Origin of the sequence: Streptomyces huiliensis (assembly GCF_020037025.1) — a bacterium.
GTDB lineage: Bacteria > Actinomycetota > Actinomycetes > Streptomycetales > Streptomycetaceae > Streptomyces > Streptomyces huiliensis.
The window spans coordinates 1-19,616 of sequence record NZ_JAIQLH010000112.1; the positions used below are offsets into that span (position 1 = coordinate 1).

Consider the following 19,616-nt stretch of genomic DNA (forward strand, 5'->3'; position numbering starts at 1 on the left):
GGCCGACGCGGCGGCCGTCCCGGCGTCCGGTCACGGAGCGGCGGTCCGCCGCCTGCGCCGCGCGGCGTCCCGGCCGGAGCGGGCGGACGGCCGCCGAGGAAGCGGCGGCGGGCAGGACGGCGAACCGCCCCGCACCGACCCCGCCCATCTCTGCTTCCAGGGGAGCAGCGTCCTCTCCGGCACGGCCACTGCCATCGTCGTCGCGACCGGGGCCGCGACCCGGCTGTCCGGGGTGGTCCCCGGCCCGGCGGGCGGCAGCGGCGGGCACCGGGTCACCCCGTTCGACCGGTCGGTCAACGGGATCGCCTGGACGCTGATCCGGTTCATGCTGCTGACCGCGCCTCTGGTGCTGGTCTCCGGCGCGCTGCTGCGCGGGCGTGGCATGGAGACGCTGCCGTTCGCCGTGGCGGTGGCGGTCGGGCTGACGCCCGAGATGCTGCCCGTCGTCGTCACGGCCGCGCTGGCGCGCGGCGCCGCCGGCCTCGCGCGCGGCGGCGAGGTGATCGTCCGGCGCCTCCCGGCCCTCCACGACCTGGGCGCCGTCGACGTACTGTGCGTGGACAAGACCGGCACCCTCACCCAGGACCGACCCGTCTTCCACCACGCGGAGGACGCGCACGGGTGCGACGGCGACGAGGTGCTGCGCTGGGCGGCGGTCAACGCCCTGTGGACGCTGCACCTAGCCGAACTCCCGGTGCCCGACGCCCTGGACGAGGCCGTCCTCGACGCGGCGGGCGAGGACGCCCTGCTCGCCGCCGAGGAGGAGTACGAGGGGATCGCCGCGCTCCCCTGCGCTCCCGGGCGCCCCCTGTCCACCGCCGTCGTCCGGCGCGCCGGAGACCCGCGGTTCGGCCTCGCGGGCGCGCACGTCCTCGTCGTCAAGGGCGCCCCCGAGGACGTCCTGGAGCGCTGCGCCCTCGAACCGGCCGAGCGCGCGCGCCTGGCGCGGCGGGCGGCGGAGCTGGCGGCGGACGGGCTGCGCGTGCTCGCCGTGGCCCGCGCCGAACGCCCGTCCCGCACCCGGCCCTACGGGCCCGCCGACGAGCGCGGCCTGGACTTCACCGGCTTCCTCGCCCTGCACGACGCCCTCGCCCCCACCGCCGCGGAGGCCCTGGCCGTCCTCGCCGACCGGGGCATCGCCGTCCGGGTCCTCACCGGCGACCACCCGGGCACGGCCGCCCGCGTCTGCCGCGACCTCGGGCTGGATCCGGGCGAGGTGGTGACCGCCGACCGCGTCGACGGCCTCACGGACGCGGAACTGGGCCGGCTGGCCGACCGGACGACGGTCTTCGCGCGCTGCTCCCCGGACCACAAGGCCCGCATCGTCCGCGCCCTGCGCACCACCGGCCACACCACCGGCTTCCTGGGCGACGGCGTCAACGACCTGGCCGCCCTGCACGCCGCCGACGTCGGCGTCTGCCCCCGCGCGGGCGTCGACGTCGCGCGGGAGGCGGCGGACGTCGTCCTCGCCTCCAAGGACCTCACGGCCCTCGACCGGGCGGTGACCGCCGGCCGGCGCAGCACCGGCAACATCGCCGCGTACCTGCGGATCACCCTCTCGTCCAACTTCGGGAACGTCATCGCCATGCTGGCGGCCGGGCTGCTGCTGCCGTTCCTGCCGATGCTGCCCGCCCAGGTGCTGGTGCAGAACCTGTGCTTCGACGCGGCCCAGCTCGCCCTGGCCTTCGACCGCCCGGCGCCGGGCGCCCTGCGCCGGCCGACCCGGCTGCGCCCGCGCGACCTGCTGCGGTTCGTGACGGTCTTCGGCCTGCTGAACGCCGCCGCCGACCTCGCCACGTTCGCCGTCCTGGCGGTCGCGGTCCGGTCGCTGGGGGACGACGGCGGTCAGGAGGCCTTCCACGCCGGGTGGTTCACCGAGAACCTGCTGACCCAGGCGATGGTGATGCTCGTCCTGCGGTCCGGCCGCCACCTGGCCGAAGGCCGGCCGCCCGGGCCCATCCGGCTGGCCACCACCGCCCTGGCGGTCGTGGGCCTCCTCCTGCCGCTCTCGCCCCTGGGCCCGCTCCTCTCCATGACGGGGCTCCCGCCCCTCACGTACGCCCTGCTGGCCACCGTCCTGACCGTGTACGGCGCCGCGCTCGCCGTCGCGCGGAACCGGTATGCGCGGAGGGTCGGCGGATAGAGGGCGGCGTGTACGGGACGCGTAGGGGGGCTGTCATCACATGCCCCCCTGCCGCCTCACCAGTCCCCGCCCCCGAACCCGCCGCCGTCCCCGCCGCCGCCGAAGCCCCCGCCGTCTCCCCAGCCGCCGCCGAAGTCGCCGGAGTCGAAGTCGCTGCCGGAGAAGTCGCCGCCCTCGGGGCCGGTGTCGGTGCCCACGCCGCCGTGGTCGGAGGCGTAGGCGGGGCCGCTCAGCATGCTGCCGAGCATGGTGCCCATGAGGAGCCCGGGGAGGATGCCGCCGCCGAAGTAGCCGCCCGCCCAGGGCGCGTAGGCCGGGCCGGCGTTCCAGTACGGCTGGGGCCCCTGGGCCGTCTGGACCGTGCGGGACAAGGGGTCCTCGCCGTCGGCGACGCGCGTCGCATCGGCCCGGCAGGCGGGTACGGTGCGGGGCGCGCCGCCCGGCGGCGCCCACTGGACGTCCTCGACGGACGGTCCGTGACGGGGGTCGAAGAAGCAGGGCAGCCGGCGTTCGGGCAGCGGCGCGCCGGTGCGGCGGGCGGCGAGGGTGGCGAGGGCGAACCGGCCGTTGTCGAGGGCCTCGGTCACCGCCGTGACCTCCTGGGGCCTGGTCGCGGCCGCGATCCGGCGCTTGGCCTCCTCGTAGGCGTCGAGGGCCTGTTCGTAGTCGTGCCGCATGGCGTCCGTGGCGCCGGCCTCCGAGGGCGAGAAGTCGAGCCGGTCGAGTTCCTCGCCGAAGGCGGTGATGTCCTCGTCGACGACGACGCGCAGGGCGTCCAGCTCGGCGCGCTCGCGCTCCTCGCGCTTCTTCTTCGAGCGCCGGTAGAGCGCGTAGGCGCCGCCCGCGCCGGCGGCGACGACCGCGCCGCCGACGATCAACCCGGTGGCGCCGCCCCCGGAGTCCGAGCCGCCCCAGGAGCCGGGCGCGTGCCCCCGGGCGGTCTTGACCGCTCCGTCGACGAAGGCGTTGAGCTCGGTGCTCGCGGTGGCGTTGTCGTTGCGCCGGACGGAGTCGCGCAGGTTGGCGACGGCGTTCCGGGACATCACCTTGTGGTCGGCGCCCGCGGTGAACTTGTCGCCGAGCCGGATGGCGTAGACGCCGCTGACGCCGACCTTCGCCCGCAGGTCGCCCAGGACGGTGGCCTGCGGGAACTCCGGCGTGTTCGGCAGCACGGCGACGAACACCGGCTTGCCCGCGTCCTTGATCTTCTTGGCCAGGGCGTCCGCGTCGGCCGACGAGAGCTGGGCGGACGCCCGGGGGTCGACGTAGACGGGGCTCTTCTTGAGCCCCTCGGCCACCTCGTTCAGGCCGGTGGCGGCGTGGGCGGGCGGAGCGAGGGCCGCGCCGCCGGCCACCAGCAGCAGAGCCGCGACGAGCCCCGCGAGGAGGGCCGGCAGGGGCCGGGGCAGGGCCCTGGGAGTGGCGGACATGACGGTGCTCCTCGGAGAGGCGGGCAGATGCTGATGAAACTGACTTAACGCTTCTTCATCGGAATCTCGAACTTACTCTGCGTTCGATGAAACAACGGACTATTCAGGCACGCGGTTCCCCCGGCACTCCCATGTCACCCGTAGGACAGACCGGCGCAGGGGTTCTCGTCCGCCGGTCTCGCGGCGGAAGCGGCCGCGGGGTCGAAGGCGCCCCTCCTCTCGGCCGTGGCCGCCCCCTTCTCCGGCGTGCCGTCGTAGTCCCGGCCGAGGGTGACGGAGATGCCGGAGTCGGCGGTGCCGCGCACGAACGCGCCGGGGAAGAGCCGGGCCAGGGTACGGGCGCGGCCCGCCTGGCCGGGGCCGAACTCGATCACCGTGGTGCCCGCGCCGCCGCCCTCGGCCGCGCGGGTGCCGGTCACCGTGTAGCCGTGCCGCCGGAGGAGTGCGGCGGCGCTGCCGGCCCGTCCGTCCGCGCCGGTGGCGTCGACGAGGGAGACGCGGACGCCCGTCCCCTGTCCGCCTCCCCCGCCCTTCTCTCCCCCAGCGGTCCCGGTGGCCCCGGCACCCCCAGGGGTCCCGCCCGGGGCCGGCCGGTCGTCCCGCAGCGCCGCCCACAGCGCGTCCGCCTCCGGCCGGACGACCGCCACCCGGTCGCCCTCGTACCGCCAGGGCATCGTGACGAACGTGATGTCCTGCCGGTCGATGCCTTTGAGCGACCGCGCGAAGGACACTAGCTTGTCCACGGAGCCCAGCCCCGGGTCCACCGTGAGCGACTTGGTGGCCGCGTCCGCCAGCGGGAGCAGCGTCGCGGGGTCGAGCCCCCGGGACCGCACCTTGTCGATCAGGGCGGCGACGAAGGCCTGCTGTCGGCGGATGCGCCCGATGTCGGAGCCGTCGCCGATCCCGTGCCGTACGCGGACGTAGTCCAGCGCCTTCTTCCCGGACACGGTCTGCCGCCCCTTCTTGAAGAGGAGGTCGCCGCGGCCGCCGCGGTGCGGGTCGAGGTCGCCCTCGTAGACGTCCTGCGGCATGCAGACCTCGACGCCGCCCACGGCGTCGGTCAGCGCGGAGAAGCCGGTGAAGTCGACGACGACGGTGTGGTCCACGCGCAGTCCGGTGAGCCGTTCGACGGTGTTCTGGGTGCAGGCGGGGTTGCCCTCGGCCGTACCGCCGACCGAGAAGGCGGAGTTGAACATGGCCTCGCGGCGGGTGGCCGTCCAGCCGCCGTCGGGGAGCCGGCAGGGCGGGATCTCGACGAGCGTGTCCCGGGGGATGTTGACGACGGCGGCCCGCTCCCCGTCCCCGTACACGTGCAGCAGGAAGGCCGTGTCCGAGCGGCCGGTGCGGCCGGTGCCGCCACCCAGGTCCCGGTTGCCGCCGGCGCGCGAGTCCGAGCCGATGACGAGGACGTTGTCGCCGGCGGCGGAGCCGGGAGGGCGGTCCCGGGCGATGCCGTCCGCGTCGAAGACGCCGAGGTTGCCGTCGAGTCTCAGGTACGTCCAGCCGGCCGCGGCCACCAGCAGGATCAGCAGTACCAGCGACGCGCCGCCGAACGTCCGTCCGTGCCGCCGTTCCCGGCCGCCCCCTGCGCCCATCCCCGAGCCCCCCAGCCCCGTGTGTACCTCGGCCCCAGAGGCGTATCCCCCGGAGACTCGTCGGCATCCCCACTGACTCATCCCCACAGACGGACGGAAGCCACCCCCGGTTGCCTGATTGCGCAATGTTGCAACTAAGGTGGACGAACCGGCCGCGCGTCCCACGACCGGGCCCCAGACAGAGACCTCAGAGAAAGCAGGTGTCCGCCGTGCTGCGCAACGCCCTCGAACCCTGGCACCTCCTCGTCGTCGTGCTCGTCCTCGTCGCGCTCTTCGGCTCGAAGAAGCTGCCCGACATGGCGCGCGCCCTGGGCAAGTCCGCGCGCATCCTCAAGAGCGAGGCCAAGGCCATGAAGGAGGATCCGGCCCCGACGTCCCCCGCCTCCGCGTCGGGCGGCGCGAACCCCATCACCCCCACCACGGTCGAAAGCTCCCGCTGACCTCGATGTCACCTGGTATTGCGCTGCCGTACACCCTCGCTTGGTGAGCTTCCTCCGGCCGGGCACACCGCCGGCCCACGAGGAAGGAAAACACCATGGGTTCTCGTCCGTACGGGCGTCGTCTCGCCTGGGGCGCCGCAGCACTGCTCGTCGCCGGCGTCGCGGTGCCGGCCGCGGCCTCCGCCTCCGACGGCGGCCGCACGGACCGGGCGGCCGAGTCGGCCGTCGCCGCCCAGGCCCACGGCCCGAAGAAGGCCAAGAACGTCATCCTGCTCATCGGTGACGGCATGGGCGACTCCGAGATCACCCTGGCCCGGGACTACACCGTGGGCGCCGCCGGCCGCCTGAACATGGACAAGTTCCCGATGACCGGCGCCTACACCACCTACTCCGTGGACAAGAAGGGCAAGCCGGACTACGTCACCGACTCGGCGGCGAGCGGCACCGGCTGGGCGACCGGCCACAAGACCGTCAACGGCCGGATATCCAAGACGCCCGGCACCGACAAGCCGATGACGACGATCCTGGAGCTCGCGCAGCGGAACGGGCTCGCCACCGGCAGCGTCACCACCGCGGAGCTCACCGACGCCACCCCGGCCGTCCTCGCCTCGCACGCCACCGACCGCAGCTGCCAGGGCCCGGCCGACATGAAGGAGTGCCAGAACGACCGGATCGCCAAGGGCGGTCCCGGCTCGATCGCCGAGCAGAGCGTCAACCACAAGGTCGACGTCCTCCTCGGCGGTGGCAAGCAGCGCTTCGACCAGAAGATCACCGAGGGCCGCTACAAGGGGCTGACCGTCACGGAGCAGGCCCGGAAGCTCGGCTACCAGGTGGTCACCGACTCCAAGGCGCTCGGCAAGGCGCGGTCCGGCAAGCCCGTGCTCGGCCTGTTCGCCCCGGGCAACGTCCCGGTCGAGTGGACCGGCAAGACCGCCGCCCAGGGCGGCACCGCGCCGCAGCGCTGCGTGACGAACAACCCGGAGCGCACCGCCGGCACGCCCACCCTGGAGGAGCAGACCAAGAAGGCGCTCCAGCTGCTGGAGCAGCAGCAGCGCGGCAAGAAGGGCTTCTTCCTGCAGGTCGAGGGCGCGTCGATCGACAAGCGCGACCACTCGGCCGACCCGTGCGGCCAGATCGGCGAGACGGCCGCGCTGGACCGCGCGGTGAAGGTCGCCCGCGCCTACGCGGCCGAGCACCCGGACACGCTGGTCGTCACCACCGCCGACCACGGGCACACGAGCCAGATCGTGCCGCTGGAGGCCAACCCGCCCGGCCTGTCGTCGACGCTCGTCACCGACGAGGGCCAGCCGATCAAGGTGAACTACTCGACCAACACCCCGGGCAAGTCCCAGGAGCACACCGGCACCCAGGTCCGCATCGCGGCCCAGGGCCCGCAGGCCGAGCGCGTCCTGGGCGTGACCGACCAGACCCAGCTCTTCACCACCATCCGGACGGCGCTCTCCCTGCGCTGACCCCGGACCCGTGGGGCCCGGCCGGCCGGAGGAACCCGGAGGCCGGGCCCCACGGGCTCTCCTGTGGGTTGTGCCAGTTATCCCGCCGGAACGTTGGTGGAATGCTCATCGCCCCCGCGGCGGGCGCGGTCAACACTGGGGGTTCGGATCATTCGCCCGCAGGAGGAACCACCGATGTCCGGGTCGCGCGTCATCGCCCTCGGTCACTACCAGCCCGCCAAGGTGCTCACCAACGAGGAGCTGGCGGCGATGGTGGACACCAGCGACGAGTGGATCCGCTCCCGCGTGGGCATCCACACGCGTCGGATAGCCGAGCCGGACGAGACCGTGGACGCGATGGCCGCCGAGGCCGCGGCCAAGGCCCTCGCCGCGAGCGGCCTCGACGCCGCCGCCATCGATCTCGTCCTCGTGGCCACCTGCACAGCCGTCGACCGCAGCCCGAACACGGCCGCCCGCGTCGCGGCCCGGCTGGGGCTCGCGTCCCCCGCCGTGATGGACGTCAACGTCGTCTGCTCGGGCTTCACCCACGCCCTGGCCTCCGCCGACCACGCCATCCGCGCCGGCGCGGCGACGAACGCGCTGGTCGTCGGGGTGGAGAAGTTCACGGACGTGGTGGACTGGACGGACCGCTCGACGTGCGTCCTCGTCGGCGACGGCGCGGGCGCCGCGGTGGTCTCCGCCGCGGAGGAGCCGGGCATCGGCCCGGTGGTCTGGGGCTCGGTACCGGACATGGGGCACGCCGTACGGATCGAGGGCACCCCTTCCCGGTTCGCCCAGGAGGGCCAGTCCGTCTACCGGTGGGCCACCACGCAGCTGCCGCCGATCGCACGGTCGGTCTGCGAGCGGGCCGGGGTCGCCCCGGAGGAGCTTGCGGCGGTCGTGCTGCACCAGGCGAACCTGCGGATCATCGAGCCCGTCGCCCGCCGCATCGGCGCCGTCAACGCGGTGATCGCCACCGACGTCACCGAGTCCGGCAACACGTCGGCCGCGAGCATCCCGCTCGCCCTCTCCAAGCTCGTCGAACGCGGCGGCGTCCCGTCCGGCGCCCCGGTGCTCCTCTTCGGCTTCGGCGGCAACCTGTCGTACGCGGGCCAGGTCGTCCGCTGCCCTTGACCGGGGGACGGCTGCGGCCAGGCCGGCGTCCCGGCGGCGCGTGCGCGGAGACCGGCCGGGACGCCTGCCGACGGCGCTCGCGCCCCCGGCCGCGGCAGAACCCGGTCACCGCTCGCGGAGGAGCGCCCCCAGCGTGGCCCCGGTCAGCCGGCGCATCTCGCGGGCGAGATGCGCCTGGTCCGCGTAGCCGCAGGTCACGGCCGCGTCGGCGAAGCGGACGCCGGCCCTGGCCAGCTCCAGCGCCCGGTTCGCCCGCAGGACACGGGCCAGCGTCTTCGGCCCGTACCCGAAGGCGTGCAGGGAGCGCCGGTGCACCTGCCGCTCGCCCAGGCCCAGCCGGGCGGCCAGCACGGACACCGGCTCGCCTTGCCGGGCGGACAGCAGGACGGCGGCCGCCACGGGGTCGTACGCGTCCGCGGCGACCGCTCCGCCCACGACCTCCTCCAGGGCGCGCCCCGGCCGGGGCGCCTCCGCCACCCGCCGGGCGGCGAGCCGGGCCCGGCGGCCGGGCCACAGGTCCTCCAGCGGCACCCGCCGGTCGCGGAGGTCGTGCGCCCGCACCCCGAGCAGGGCCGCCCCGGTGCCGGGGAGGAAGCGCACCCCGGTGTACACGGCTCCCGGCACCGCCTCGACGAGGTGCGCCCGGGTGTCCGGCCCCGCCACGATCAGCCGGCCGTCGACCGCGATCAGGTCCATGCAGCCGTCGGGGACGACCCGCACGGGGTCGGCGGACACGTCCGCCCGGGTCCACACGACCGCCCCGGGCAGCCGGTGCGAGGGCCGCTCCCGATAGGCCGTCGGCCGGGTCGCCGGGTGAGCCGCCGGCTCCCCGTCCGCCCGCGGGTCGGCCACTAGGGAGACTCCCGCAGGTAGAGGGCTCCGCAGGAGTGGCAGATGGGGACCTTGCCGGTGCCCCAGAGGTCGACGGAGCGGACGGCCGCGCCGGAGTCGAGCTCACGGCCGCACATCCCGACCCGGCCGTCGCCCTCACGGACCACGTGCCACGTCTTGACCGCGGGATCGATGTCGTCCGGAGAGCTGCCGTCCGCGTATTCGGCGCGCAACTCGTGTTCCATACGGCCTCCTCCTGGTTCTCCCCGTGCTCCACGATGCGCCGGGCCCCCTGGGGACGCCACCGGCACCGGGAGCCCCCCTCAGAACACCGACCAGCCCGTCAGCGTGGTGAAGTGGTCCAGCGCGGCCACGCCCGCCACCGAGTTCCCGCGCGCGTCCAGCCCCGGGCTCCATACGCAGAGCGTGCAGCGCCCCGGTATGACGGCGATGATTCCGCCGCCCACCCCGCTCTTGCCCGGCAACCCCACCCGGTAGGCGAAGTCGCCGGCGGCGTCGTACGTGCCGCAGGTCAGCATCACGGCGTTGACCTGCTTCGCCTCCCGGCGCGGCAGCAGCCGGGTGCCGTCGGCGCGCAGCCCGTGGCGGGCCAGGAAGCCGCTCGCCAGGGCGAGGTCTCGGCAGCTCATCTCGATGGAGCACTGCCAGAAGTAGTGCTCCAGGACCGTGGGCACGGGGTTGTCGAGGTTGCCGTAGCTGGCCATGAAGTGGGCGAGGGCCGCGTTCCGGTCGCCGTGCTCCGACTCCGACTTCGCCACGGCGGCGTCGAAGGACACATCCGGGTTCCCGCTCTCGGCGCGCAGGAACTCCAGCATCGTGGCGCTGGCGTCGCCCGTCAGCGTCTGCAGCCGGTCGGTGACGACCAGCGCCCCCGCGTTGATGAACGGATTGCGTGGAATGCCGTTCTCGTATTCGAGCTGCACCAGGGAGTTGAAGGCATTTCCGGACGGCTCCGTTCCGACCCGCTCCCAAATCTTGTCCCCGCCCTCGGCCAGGACGAGGGCGAGCCCGAAGGCCTTGGAGATCGACTGCACGGAGAACGGCCGCTCCCAGCCCCCCACCCCGTAGACGCCCCCGGTGACGTCGGCGACCGCCATCCCGAACTGGCCCGTGTCCATCCCCGCCAGGGCCGGGATGTACTGGGCGGCCTGACCGCGGCCCACCAGCGGGCGCGCGAACGCGGCTACCTCTTCGAGGACGGCCTGGTAGTCCACTGGCGTGCGCTTTCTGTCTCCGAACCGGCATACGACGTCCGGCCTGCGGCCGAATCGGCTCGCACGATATCCGAACACCCCGACAGCCTGCGAACTTTTCGGTACAACAGGGCCATTCAGGCGTATACGACAGGACTGACGGCCGGGAAGCACGTGACGTCCGGGCCTCGCCGACAATGGAAGCGTGACCGGCCCGTCCCCCCTCGCCTCTCCCGCGCCCCTGGACCCCGCCGCCCTGCGGCCCAGGCTGCCGTCCCCCGTCGTCGAACTGGCCGACGAGCGCTTCGCCCGCCGCGGCGTACGACTGCTGCTCAAGCGGGACGATCTGATACATCCCCGGCTGCCCGGCAACAAGTGGCGCAAGCTGGAGCCCAACCTGCGGGCCGCCTCGGCCGCCGGCCGGTCCACGCTGTTCACCTTCGGGGGCGCCTACTCCAACCACCTGCGGGCCACCGCCGCCGCGGGCCGCCTCCTCGGCTTCACCACCATCGGCGTCGTCCGCGGCGACGAACTCGCGGACCGGCCGCTGAACTGGTCGCTGGCCCGCTGCGCGGCCGACGGCATGCGCCTCCGCTTCGTCGACCGGGCCACCTACCGGCGCAAGACCGACCCGGAGGTCCTGGCCGCCCTCGGGGCGGACGGCTGCCACGTCGTCCCCGAGGGCGGCAGTAACGCCGCCGCCGTCCACGGCTGCGCGGAGCTCGGCCGCGAGCTGCGCGCCGTCCTCGGCCCGGGGGACGTCGCCGCCGTCGCCTGCGGCACGGGCGGGACGCTCGCCGGGCTGGCCGCCGGGCTCGGCGAGGGGACGCGAGCCCTCGGCTTCCCCGTGCTCAAGGGCGGCTTCCTGGGCGCGGAGGTCGAGCGGCTGCAGACCGCGGCGTTCGGCGGCCGCCGGGGCGACTGGTCGCTGGACGACCGCTTCCACGGCGGCGGTTACGCCCGCACCACGCCCGAGATGGATGCCTTCGCGGACGACTTCGCCGCCCGCCACGGCCTGCCGCCGGAACGGCTGTACGTGGCCAAGGCGCTGTACGGCCTGACGAAACTTGCCGAGGAAGGGGCGTTCGCGCCGGGCACGACGGTCGCCGCCGTCATCACGGGCGGCCCCGACCCCGAGCCGGATCCGGCGTAGGAGGCGGCCCGCGCGCGACCCGCCCGGCTCCCTCTCCTTCCCGGTGGCTCCGAGGCGCCGACCGTTCATTCCGCCGCCTCCTCCCGGTACGCCGCGGCCTCCTCCAGGTCCAGCCGCCGCAGCAGCGTCCGCAGCATCTCGTCGTCGATGCGCCGCGCGTCGCGCAGGGCCACGAAGACCTCGCGCTCGGCCTCGATGACCTCCCGGGTCAACCGCCGGTAGGTGTCGTCCGCCGACTCCCCGGTGGTCTCGTGCACGGCGCCCAGCCGCTCCCACACCGCGTTGCGGCGGCGCTCCAGCACGGCGCGCAACCGGTCGGCGAGCGGGTGGGGCAGGGCGTTGCGGTCGTCGGCGAGGAGTTCGTCGAGCCGGCGCTCCGCGGCGGTGGAGGCCTCGCTCTGCGCCTGCGCCTCGGCGAGGGTGGCGGACCGGGCGTCGCGGCCCGGCAGCCGGAGCAGGCGGATGAGCGGGGGCAGGGTGAGCCCCTGTACGACGAGGGTTCCGATCACGGTGGTGAAGGTGAGGAACAGCACCAGGTTGCGTGCCGGGAAGGCACTTCCGTCGTGAGTGGAGACGGGGATGGAGAAGGCGATCGCCAGCGAGACGACCCCGCGCATCCCCGCCCAGCCCACGACGAAGGCGCCGCGGGCGGTGGTCTCCCGCTCCCGTTCGCGGATCCGCGCGGACAGCAGCCGCGGCAGGAACGTGGCCGGATAGACCCAGAGGAAGCGGGCGACCACCACGGCGAGGAAGACGACGGCGGCGTACCAGGCGGCCTCCCCCATTCCGTATTCGCCCAGCCCGCCCACCACGACGCGAAGTTGAAGACCGATCAGGGCGAAGACGGCGGACTCCAGGACGAAGGCGACCATCTTCCACACGGCCGCCTCCTGAAGCCGGGTGGCGAAGTCCACCTGCCAGGAGCGGTGTCCGAGATAGAGGCCGACCACCACGACGGCGAGCACGCCGGACGCCCCGACCTGTTCCGCGGCGGTGTAGGCGGCGAAGGGGATGAGGAGGGAAAGGGTGTTCTGCAGCAGCGGGTCGCGCAGCCGTTTGCGCAGCCAGTGCAGCGGCACCATGAGGACGAGACCGACCCCGACGCCGCCCAGCGCCGCCACCGCGAACTCCCGGACGCCGCCCGCCCAGGTGGCGCCCTCGCCGACCGCGGCGGCGAGGGCCACCTTGTACGCGGTGATGGCGGTGGCGTCGTTCACCAGGGACTCGCCTTGGAGGATCGTGGTGATGCGCGACGGCAGGCCCAGCCGGCGGGCGATGGCGGTCGCGGCGACCGCGTCGGGCGGGGCCACGACGGCGCCGAGGACGAGCGCCGCCGTCAACGGCAGGCCGGGCACCACCAGAAAGGCGGTACAGCCGACGGCGAGCGCGGCGAAGAGCACATAACCGACCGAGAGCAGGGCCACGGGGCGGGCGTTGGCGCGCAGGTCGAGATACGAGCTGTCGAGCGCGGCGGTGTGCAGCAGCGGCGGCAGTACCAGGGGCAGCACGATGTCCGGATCGAGGGTGTAGTCCGGCACGCCCGGCAGGTACGACGCGGCGAGCCCCGCCGCGACCAGGAGCAGCGGCGCGGACACGGGGGTGCGGCGGGCGGCGCCCGCGACGGCGGCACTCCCGGCCACCAGCACCAGCAGTGGCATCACGTCCATCGTTTCCCGCCCATGTCCATCCCGTCCTCACCTTCTAACCTGGCCATCATGATCGAGTGCCCGCACCGCGCCGAGCTGCCGCGCCCCGAGCCTGCCCCGCTAAGCGAGACCTGCCCCGAGTGCGCCGCGGCCGGCAGCCATCCCGTCCAGCTCCGGTTGTGCCTGACGTGCGGGCACGTCGGGTGCTGCGACTCGTCGCCGCACCGGCACGCCACCACGCACTACGAGCAGACCGGCCACGCGGTGATGCGCAGCTTCGAGCCGGGCGAGTCCTGGCGCTGGTGCTATGTCGACCAGCGCCTGCTGCCTTGATGCTCCCCGGCGTCCGCTCGAACGTCCCCCTGATCCGACCCCGACGCATCCCTGAGATTCCGACCCTGAGCCGGGTCGGTGCCCGGGGCGCTGTCGGTGCCGCCCGCTAGCATGCACGCATGATCCGATCCGCGACGCCCGCCGACGTTCCCGTCCTGCACGCGATGATTCGTGAACTCGCGGCGTACGAAAGGGCGCTGGGCTCCGCGCGGGCGACCGAGGAGCAGCTGCGCGAGGCGCTCTTCGGCGCGCACCCCGCGGTCTTCGCCCTGATAGCGGAGAGTGACGGCCTCGGAGCGGGGGTTACGGAGGGCAGCACGGCCTCGGCGGGCGAACCGGTGGGTTTCGCGCTGTGGTTCCGCAACTTCTCCACCTGGACGGGCACGCACGGTGTTTATCTGGAGGACCTCTACGTGCGGCCCGCCGCGCGCGGCGGCGGGTACGGCCGGGCGCTGCTCGCCGAGCTGGCCCGAATCTGCGTGGAGCGCGGCTACCAACGTTTCGAATGGTCAGTACTGGACTGGAACGAACCGTCGATCCGCTTCTACGCGTCACTCGGCGCGGAGCCCATGGACGAATGGACGGTGCACCGGATATCGGGTGAACCGCTCCACGCCCTTGCGGCACTCGCGCAGAGTGACGAAAATCCCAACAGGGCGACCTCTCTTTCGATTTGAGACCGCAAGCCCCTAGCCACTTTCCGTGCTCATGGGCTTACCATGAGTGACAGTCGTGGGCCTGCGGCGCGGACCTCCAGATCGCGATAGCGTCGCAGCCGGAAATGTGCCGCGGCGGCCTTGTGCCATCCTCTCCCGGAGGGTGCACGGCCGACGCCCGTCAAAGCTCAAGAAGCTTGTGTCACCTTGGAGGTGAGGGTGTCCCCCATCGCAGGCGAGTCCGGGGCGACCCAGGACTTCGTGGAAGTCCGGCTGCCCGCTGCGGGTGCCTACTTGTCGGTGCTGCGGACGGCGACAGCCGGTCTCGCGGCCCGACTGGACTTCACCCTCGACGAAATCGAGGATCTCCGCATCGCCGTCGACGAGGCGTGCGCGATCCTCCTGCAACAGGCCGTGCCCGGCTCCGTACTGAGCTGCGTCTTCCGCCTCGTCGGCGACGCGCTCCGGGTGACGGTCTCGGCACCCACCACGGACGGCCGCGCGCCCGAGCGCGACACCTTCGCCTGGACGGTACTCTCCGCCCTGGCCGGCGAGGTGGACTCCACCGTCGCGGACGACCGCACGGTCAGCATCAGCCTGCACAAGAAGCGCGGCGCCGGCCCCGGGCAGCCGTGACGGAAGAGGGGGCTCCGTGAGTACTGCATCGTCGCGGGAAGTACGCACCCCGGCCATCCCGCATCAGTCCGCCCGGCACCATCCGGGGAACGCGGCGGCTCTGGAGCCGGACGAGGCGAGTGACCGACCGGAGCGGGCGGACCACATGGATCAGCAGGACCAGCAGCGGCAGCCGCACTCCCAGCCGCAGGATCGCAGTGGAGCGCGCGCCCTGTTCACCCGGTTGCGTTCGCTGCCCGACGGCTCCCCGGAGCGGGCGGAGCTGCGCAACCACCTGGTGCGGATGCACCTGCCGCTGGTCGAGCACCTGGCGCGGCGGTTCCGCAACCGCGGCGAACCGCTCGACGACCTGACCCAGGTCGCCACCATCGGCCTGATCAAGTCCGTGGACCGCTTCGACCCGGACCGGGGCGTGGAGTTCTCCACCTACGCCACCCCCACGGTCGTCGGCGAGATCAAGCGGCACTTCCGGGACAAGGGATGGGCGGTCCGCGTGCCGCGCCGGCTCCAGGAGCTGCGGCTGTCGCTGACCACCGCCACCGCGGAGCTCTCCCAGCGGCACGGCCGCGCGCCCACGGTCCACGAGCTGGCCGAGCAGCTCGGCATCTCGGAGGAGGAGGTGCTGGAGGGCCTGGAGTCGGCCAACGCGTACAGCACGCTCTCCCTCGACGTGCCGGACACGGACGACGAGTCGCCCGCCGTCGCCGACACCCTCGGCGCGGAGGACGAGGCCCTGGAGGGCGTCGAGTACCGCGAGTCCCTCAAGCCCCTGCTGGAGGACCTGCCCCCACGCGAGAAGAAGATCCTTCTGCTGCGGTTCTTCGGCAACATGACACAGTCGCAGATCGCTCAGGAGGTCGGCATCTCCCAGATGCACGTCTCCCGGCTGCTCGCCCGCACCCTCGCGCAGCTCCGCGAGCGCCTGCTCGTCGAGGAGTAGCCGCCCACCCGGCGGACGCCGGGGACATCAGGCGCCGGACGAGGAGACCGGACGCCACGGAGGAGGGCCCGGCCCGTCCCCGGTGCGGCACGACCCTCCCGCGCCGGACGCGCCGGCGCCCCGGACCGGTGTGCGGGCCGCCGCGCGCCCGCTCAGGACTCCCGGGGACCGATGCCCAGCGCCTCGGTCGCCGTCGGGTTCACCAGCAGCCCCAGCGTGACCACGGCCACGACCGCCAGCAGCACACCCGCCGCGATCAACCCGCCGCCTCCGTTGTACAGCGACCAGGCGACGGGGAACGCCACGAGCTGGGTGATGAGCGCGGGCCCCCGGCTCCAGCGCCGGCGCAGCAGCAGGCCGCGGGCCGCCGCCAGCGGCAGCAGGGCCAGCGCGACCATGGTCGCCCCGCCCGTCACCGCCTGCCGCGGGCTGTCCGGCTTCCCGAGCAACCCCATGACCAGGATGTACAGCCCCCCGACCAGCAGGGCCAGCCCCTCCAGGCCGGCCAGCGCGGCGGCGGCCGTCAACCGGGCGGGCCGCGGACCGGCCGGCTCCGGGACGTCGGGTGCCTTGCTCCCGCCGCCCTCGGGGGCGGTGCTCTTACGGGCGGACTTCGACGCGGACTGCTTGCTGCTCACCCCAGCAGGGTAGCCCCGCCCCGTCCCGGCCGGTCGCGTCCGGGCGATCCGGCGACGCGGGCGGCCGGGACGGCGAGACCTGAGGTGGGTCGTGTACCGACAGGTAGGTAGGCTGGCGCGCATGCGTGCGCTTCTCGTGGTCAACCCTTCGGCCACCACCACCAGTGCCCGTACGCGCGATGTCCTGGTGCACGCGCTCGCCAGCGACCTCAAGCTCGAGGTCGCCACCACCGAGTACCGGGGGCACGCGCGGGACCTGGCGCGGGCCGCCGCGGAGAGCGGGAACACCGAGCTGGTGGTCGCGCTGGGCGGGGACGGTACGGTCAACGAGGTCGTCAACGGTCTGCTCCACCACGGCCCCGATCCCGAGCGCCTGCCGCGCCTGGCGGTGGTGCCGGGCGGCTCGACCAACGTGTTCGCCCGCGCGCTGGGGCTGCCGAACGACGCCGTCGAGGCGGCGGGCGCCCTGCTGGAGGCGCTGCGCGACGGCGACGAGCGGATCATCGGCCTGGGCCACGCGACCGGGACCCCGGGCAGCGAGGACGAGGGAGTGCCGGGGCGCTGGTTCACCTTCTGCGCCGGACTCGGCTTCGACGCCGGCGTGGTCGGCCGGGTGGAGCAACAGCGCGAGCGCGGCAAACGTTCGACGCACTCCCTGTACGTGCGACAGTTCATGCGTCAGTTCGCGGGCGAGACCAACCGCCGGCACGGCACGATCACCCTCGAACGGCCTGGCGAGGAGCCACTCGCGAATCTCGTCATGTCGATAATCTGCAACACGTCGCCGTGGACGTACTTCGGCAACCGGCCGATCTACGCGCTGCCCCGCGCGTCCTTCGACACCGGCCTTGACGTGCTGGGACTCACCAAGCTCTCGACCGTCACGGCCGGCCGTCACATCACCCGGCTGCTGACGTCGACTCCCGAGCGCGGACCCGAGGGCAGACACGCTGTGTCACTCCATGACCAGAGTTCCTTCACCTTGCATTCGCAGGCCCCACTCCCGTTTCAGATGGACGGTGACCACCTCGGGCTGCGTACGAGCGTGACGTTCACAGGCGTTCGCCGTGCACTGCGTGTGATTGTGTGAGTGTGAGGGCCTAAAGTCCTTCCACTCGAACGTTTAGGCTGGGTTCCACCCCCTGGAAGTACGGCTGTGACCTAGCTGACACCGAGGAATCAAAAAAAACTTTCCAGAAGGGGTTGTGTCCGCCGCCGAGGTTTGCGAGTCTCTTCATGGCGAACGGGACAGCCGCTCATCTCGGCCTTCCCGGATTGCCCGAACCCCCTCTCTCTTTCCTGGACCGCAGCCAGTCTCGACTGGGTAACGGCCCTTCCCGTGCGGGGGGATTCGTGAAAGCGTTCACATTCACAAGCCACGTAGCCGCAATAACGAGGAGATGGAGCAGCCATGGACTGGCGTCACAACGCCGTTTGCCGCGAGGAAGACCCCGAGCTGTTCTTCCCCATCGGCAACACCGGTCCTGCGCTGCTGCAGATCGAGGAAGCCAAGGCCGTCTGCCGCCGCTGCCCCGTGATGGAGCAGTGCCTGCAGTGGGCGCTCGAGTCCGGCCAGGACTCCGGCGTCTGGGGTGGCCTCAGCGAGGACGAGCGCCGCGCGATGAAGCGCCGCGCCGCCCGTAACCGGGCTCGCAACGCGACCGCCTGACGACGCCCCCTCGGCCCCCGAGCCGCAGCGCGCAGTGCCCCTGACGTATCGGGGGCGCCCACCAGCACCGCACAGTGAAGCTTTGAGCCCCGGACCGGTCACGGTCCGGGGCTCAGTGCTGTGCCGGGGCCGCCGCCGGCCCGGAGCCGCGTCACCGGGCCGGCTGCGCCGGTTCGATCAGGGCTTTTCCGGCCGGACGGGGAGGTCAAGCACGACGCGGGTGCCCCGCTCGGAGGCAGGCACCATGTCGAACCTGCCGCCGAGCTCACCCTCGACCAGGGTGCGGACGATCTGGAGGCCGAGGTTGCCGGCCTGGTGCGGGTCGAAGCCCTCGGGCAGCCCCCGCCCGTCGTCCTGGACCGAGATCAGCAGCCGCGCGTCGGCCCGCGTCCCCCCGCGTACCGCCGTCACCTCGACCGTCCCCTGCTCCCCCGGGCCGAACCCGTGCTCCAGGGCGTTCTGCAGCAGTTCGGTCAGCACCATGGAGAGCGGAGTCGCGACCTCCGCGTCGAGCACTCCGAACCGTCCGGTCCTGCGGGTGTGGACGCGGCCGGGCGAGATCTCGGCGACCATGGCGAGCACCCGGTCCGCGATCTCGTCGAACTCGACCCGTTCGTCGAGGTTCTGCGAGAGCGTCTCGTGGACGATCGCGATCGACCCGACCCGGCGTACGGCCTCCTCCAGCGCCTCGCGCCCCTCCGCCGAGACGATGCGGCGGGCCTGGAGGCGCAGCAGGGCGGCGACGGTCTGGAGGTTGTTCTTCACCCGGTGGTGGATCTCCCGGATGGTGGCGTCCTTGGTGATCAACTCGCGCTCGCGGCGTCGCAGTTCGGTGACGTCCCGGAGGAGGACGAGCGAACCGATGTGCGTGCCCTTGGGCTTGAGGGGGATGACCCGTAGCTGGATGACGCCGCCGTTGGCCTCGACCTCGAACTCGCGCGGCGCCCATCCGCTGGCGAGCTTCGCCAGCCCCTCGTCCACCGGGCCGCGCGAGGGCGCCAACTGAGCGGTGGTCTCACCCAGATGATGCCCGACGAGGTCGGCGGCGAGGCCGAGGCGGTGGTAGGCGGAGAGCGCGTTGGGGCTGGCGTACTGGACGACCCCGTCCGCATCCAGCCGGACCAGGCCGTCACCGGCGCGCGGCGAAGCGTCCATGTCGACTTGTTGCCCCGGAAAGGGGAACGTTCCGGCGGCGATCATCTGGGCGAGGTCGGAGGCGCTCTGCAGGTAGGTGAGCTCCAGCCGGCTCGGCGTCCGGACGGTGAGGAGGTTGGTGTTCCGGGCGATGACGCCGAGCACGCGCCCCTCGCGGCGGACCGGGATGGACTCCACCCGGACCGGCACCTCCTCGCGCCACTCCGGATCGCCCTCGCGCACGATCCGGCCCTCGTCGAGCGCCGCGTCGAGCATGGGCCGGCGCCCCCGCGGGACGAGGTGGCCGACCATGTCGTCCTGGTACGAGGTGGGGCCGGTGTTGGGGCGCATCTGGGCGACCGAGACGTACCGGGTGCCGTCGAGCGTGGGGATCCACAGGACGAGGTCGGCGAAGGAGAGGTCGGAGAGCAGCTGCCACTCCGAGACCAGCAGGTGGAGCCATTCGAGGTCGGAGCCGTCGAGGGCGGTGTGCTGGCGTACGAGATCGTTCATGGAGGGCACGGCTGTGAGCCTAATTCCTTTTCGGGACCGGTGGAGAGGGCCGGTCCCCGC

Annotated in this window: 19 protein-coding genes; 11 read left to right on the plus strand and 8 right to left on the minus strand. The window is 73.2% G+C overall.

What is annotated here, in order from left to right:
- A partial coding sequence (locus JNW98_RS20265; protein ID WP_223769681.1) for an HAD-IC family P-type ATPase occupies positions 1-2,143 on the plus strand: 2,143 nt, incomplete at its 5' end.
- A gap of 56 nt (positions 2,144-2,199) precedes the next feature.
- On the opposite strand, the gene JNW98_RS20270 is transcribed toward JNW98_RS20265, so the two are convergent.
- Both JNW98_RS20270 and JNW98_RS20275 read right to left on the minus strand, forming a co-directional pair.
- Positions 2,200-3,573, minus strand: a complete 1,374-nt coding sequence (locus tag JNW98_RS20270; protein ID WP_223769682.1) for a hypothetical protein — start codon at positions 3,571-3,573, stop codon at positions 2,200-2,202.
- Between the two features lie 134 nt (positions 3,574-3,707).
- On the minus strand, positions 3,708-5,168 hold the full coding sequence (locus JNW98_RS20275; RefSeq protein ID WP_223769683.1) for an LCP family protein: 1,461 nt from the start codon (positions 5,166-5,168) through the stop codon (positions 3,708-3,710).
- Between the two features lie 209 nt (positions 5,169-5,377).
- On the opposite strand from JNW98_RS20275, the gene tatA reads away from it, so the two are divergent.
- The 3 genes from tatA (at position 5,378) to JNW98_RS20290 (ending at position 8,193) form a co-directional block, all read left to right on the plus strand.
- The gene (gene tatA / locus JNW98_RS20280) at positions 5,378-5,608 is read left to right on the plus strand and encodes a Sec-independent protein translocase subunit TatA (protein ID WP_223769684.1); all 231 of its coding nucleotides are present in this window, start codon (positions 5,378-5,380) and stop codon (positions 5,606-5,608) included.
- Positions 5,609-5,703: 95 nt separating this feature from the next.
- Positions 5,704-7,080: an alkaline phosphatase gene (locus tag JNW98_RS20285; RefSeq protein WP_223769685.1), complete on the plus strand. Its 1,377-nt coding sequence runs from the start codon at positions 5,704-5,706 to the stop codon at positions 7,078-7,080.
- A gap of 174 nt (positions 7,081-7,254) precedes the next feature.
- A complete protein-coding gene (locus JNW98_RS20290) occupies positions 7,255-8,193 on the plus strand; it encodes a beta-ketoacyl-ACP synthase III (RefSeq protein ID WP_223769686.1) in 939 nt (312 codons plus the stop codon).
- Between the two features lie 105 nt (positions 8,194-8,298).
- Here JNW98_RS20290 and JNW98_RS20295 read toward each other — a convergent pair whose 3' ends face one another.
- From JNW98_RS20295 to JNW98_RS20305, 3 genes are all read right to left on the minus strand, one after another.
- Positions 8,299-9,045: a helix-turn-helix domain-containing protein gene (locus JNW98_RS20295; RefSeq protein ID WP_308015638.1), complete on the minus strand. Its 747-nt coding sequence runs from the start codon at positions 9,043-9,045 to the stop codon at positions 8,299-8,301.
- On the minus strand, positions 9,045-9,269 hold the full coding sequence (locus tag JNW98_RS20300; RefSeq protein WP_223769688.1) for a hypothetical protein: 225 nt from the start codon (positions 9,267-9,269) through the stop codon (positions 9,045-9,047). The genes JNW98_RS20295 and JNW98_RS20300 overlap by 1 nt, the downstream gene beginning before the upstream one ends.
- A gap of 78 nt (positions 9,270-9,347) precedes the next feature.
- Positions 9,348-10,259 (minus strand): glutaminase, encoded by a 912-nt coding sequence (locus tag JNW98_RS20305; RefSeq protein ID WP_223769689.1) that lies wholly within the window; start codon positions 10,257-10,259, stop codon positions 9,348-9,350.
- Positions 10,260-10,443: 184 nt separating this feature from the next.
- On the opposite strand from JNW98_RS20305, the gene JNW98_RS20310 reads away from it, so the two are divergent.
- The gene (locus tag JNW98_RS20310; protein ID WP_223769690.1) at positions 10,444-11,391 is read left to right on the plus strand and encodes a 1-aminocyclopropane-1-carboxylate deaminase/D-cysteine desulfhydrase; all 948 of its coding nucleotides are present in this window, start codon (positions 10,444-10,446) and stop codon (positions 11,389-11,391) included.
- Positions 11,392-11,456: 65 nt separating this feature from the next.
- Here JNW98_RS20310 and JNW98_RS20315 read toward each other — a convergent pair whose 3' ends face one another.
- The gene (locus JNW98_RS20315; RefSeq protein WP_223769691.1) at positions 11,457-13,058 is read right to left on the minus strand and encodes a Na+/H+ antiporter; all 1,602 of its coding nucleotides are present in this window, start codon (positions 13,056-13,058) and stop codon (positions 11,457-11,459) included.
- 48 nt (positions 13,059-13,106) lie between these two features.
- Here JNW98_RS20315 and JNW98_RS20320 point away from each other — a divergent pair, with 48 nt between their 5' ends.
- The 4 genes from JNW98_RS20320 (at position 13,107) to JNW98_RS20335 (ending at position 15,602) form a co-directional block, all read left to right on the plus strand.
- Positions 13,107-13,370 carry a UBP-type zinc finger domain-containing protein gene (locus JNW98_RS20320; protein ID WP_223769692.1) on the plus strand — a complete coding sequence of 88 codons (264 nt, stop codon included), beginning with the start codon at positions 13,107-13,109 and terminating at the stop codon, positions 13,368-13,370.
- A 119-nt stretch (positions 13,371-13,489) separates the two neighbouring features.
- Positions 13,490-14,047, plus strand: a complete 558-nt coding sequence (locus JNW98_RS20325) for a GNAT family N-acetyltransferase (RefSeq protein WP_223769693.1) — start codon at positions 13,490-13,492, stop codon at positions 14,045-14,047.
- A gap of 198 nt (positions 14,048-14,245) precedes the next feature.
- A complete protein-coding gene (locus JNW98_RS20330; RefSeq protein ID WP_004937609.1) occupies positions 14,246-14,662 on the plus strand; it encodes an ATP-binding protein in 417 nt (138 codons plus the stop codon).
- A 16-nt stretch (positions 14,663-14,678) separates the two neighbouring features.
- On the plus strand, positions 14,679-15,602 hold the full coding sequence (locus tag JNW98_RS20335) for an RNA polymerase sigma factor SigF (protein ID WP_223769694.1): 924 nt from the start codon (positions 14,679-14,681) through the stop codon (positions 15,600-15,602).
- 152 nt (positions 15,603-15,754) lie between these two features.
- Here JNW98_RS20335 and JNW98_RS20340 read toward each other — a convergent pair whose 3' ends face one another.
- The gene (locus tag JNW98_RS20340; protein WP_223769695.1) at positions 15,755-16,240 is read right to left on the minus strand and encodes a hypothetical protein; all 486 of its coding nucleotides are present in this window, start codon (positions 16,238-16,240) and stop codon (positions 15,755-15,757) included.
- A 121-nt stretch (positions 16,241-16,361) separates the two neighbouring features.
- Between JNW98_RS20340 and JNW98_RS20345 the strand changes: the two genes are divergently transcribed.
- On the plus strand, positions 16,362-17,330 hold the full coding sequence (locus JNW98_RS20345) for a diacylglycerol/lipid kinase family protein (RefSeq protein WP_223769696.1): 969 nt from the start codon (positions 16,362-16,364) through the stop codon (positions 17,328-17,330).
- Between the two features lie 321 nt (positions 17,331-17,651).
- Entirely contained in the window at positions 17,652-17,909 is a 258-nt protein-coding gene (locus JNW98_RS20350; RefSeq protein ID WP_004937597.1) for a WhiB family transcriptional regulator, read from the plus strand.
- A gap of 177 nt (positions 17,910-18,086) precedes the next feature.
- Here the strand turns inward: JNW98_RS20350 and JNW98_RS20355 are convergent, their stop codons facing one another.
- On the minus strand, positions 18,087-19,556 hold the full coding sequence (locus tag JNW98_RS20355) for a sensor histidine kinase (protein ID WP_223769716.1): 1,470 nt from the start codon (positions 19,554-19,556) through the stop codon (positions 18,087-18,089).
- Positions 19,557-19,616 lie beyond the last annotated feature (60 nt).

Coding starts and splice junctions, on each gene's coding strand:
- JNW98_RS20270 (WP_223769682.1), bottom strand. CDS start 3,573: ATGTCCGCCACTCCCAGGGCCCTGCCCCGGCCCCTGCCGGCCCTCCTC.
- JNW98_RS20275 (WP_223769683.1), bottom strand. CDS start 5,168: ATGGGCGCAGGGGGCGGCCGGGAACGGCGGCACGGACGGACGTTCGGC.
- JNW98_RS20285 (WP_223769685.1), top strand. CDS start 5,704: ATGGGTTCTCGTCCGTACGGGCGTCGTCTCGCCTGGGGCGCCGCAGCA.
- JNW98_RS20290 (WP_223769686.1), top strand. CDS start 7,255: ATGTCCGGGTCGCGCGTCATCGCCCTCGGTCACTACCAGCCCGCCAAG.
- JNW98_RS20300 (WP_223769688.1), bottom strand. CDS start 9,269: ATGGAACACGAGTTGCGCGCCGAATACGCGGACGGCAGCTCTCCGGAC.
- JNW98_RS20315 (WP_223769691.1), bottom strand. CDS start 13,058: ATGGACGTGATGCCACTGCTGGTGCTGGTGGCCGGGAGTGCCGCCGTC.
- JNW98_RS20320 (WP_223769692.1), top strand. CDS start 13,107: ATGATCGAGTGCCCGCACCGCGCCGAGCTGCCGCGCCCCGAGCCTGCC.
- JNW98_RS20325 (WP_223769693.1), top strand. CDS start 13,490: ATGATCCGATCCGCGACGCCCGCCGACGTTCCCGTCCTGCACGCGATG.
- JNW98_RS20345 (WP_223769696.1), top strand. CDS start 16,362: ATGCGTGCGCTTCTCGTGGTCAACCCTTCGGCCACCACCACCAGTGCC.
- JNW98_RS20350 (WP_004937597.1), top strand. CDS start 17,652: ATGGACTGGCGTCACAACGCCGTTTGCCGCGAGGAAGACCCCGAGCTG.
- JNW98_RS20355 (WP_223769716.1), bottom strand. CDS start 19,556: ATGAACGATCTCGTACGCCAGCACACCGCCCTCGACGGCTCCGACCTC.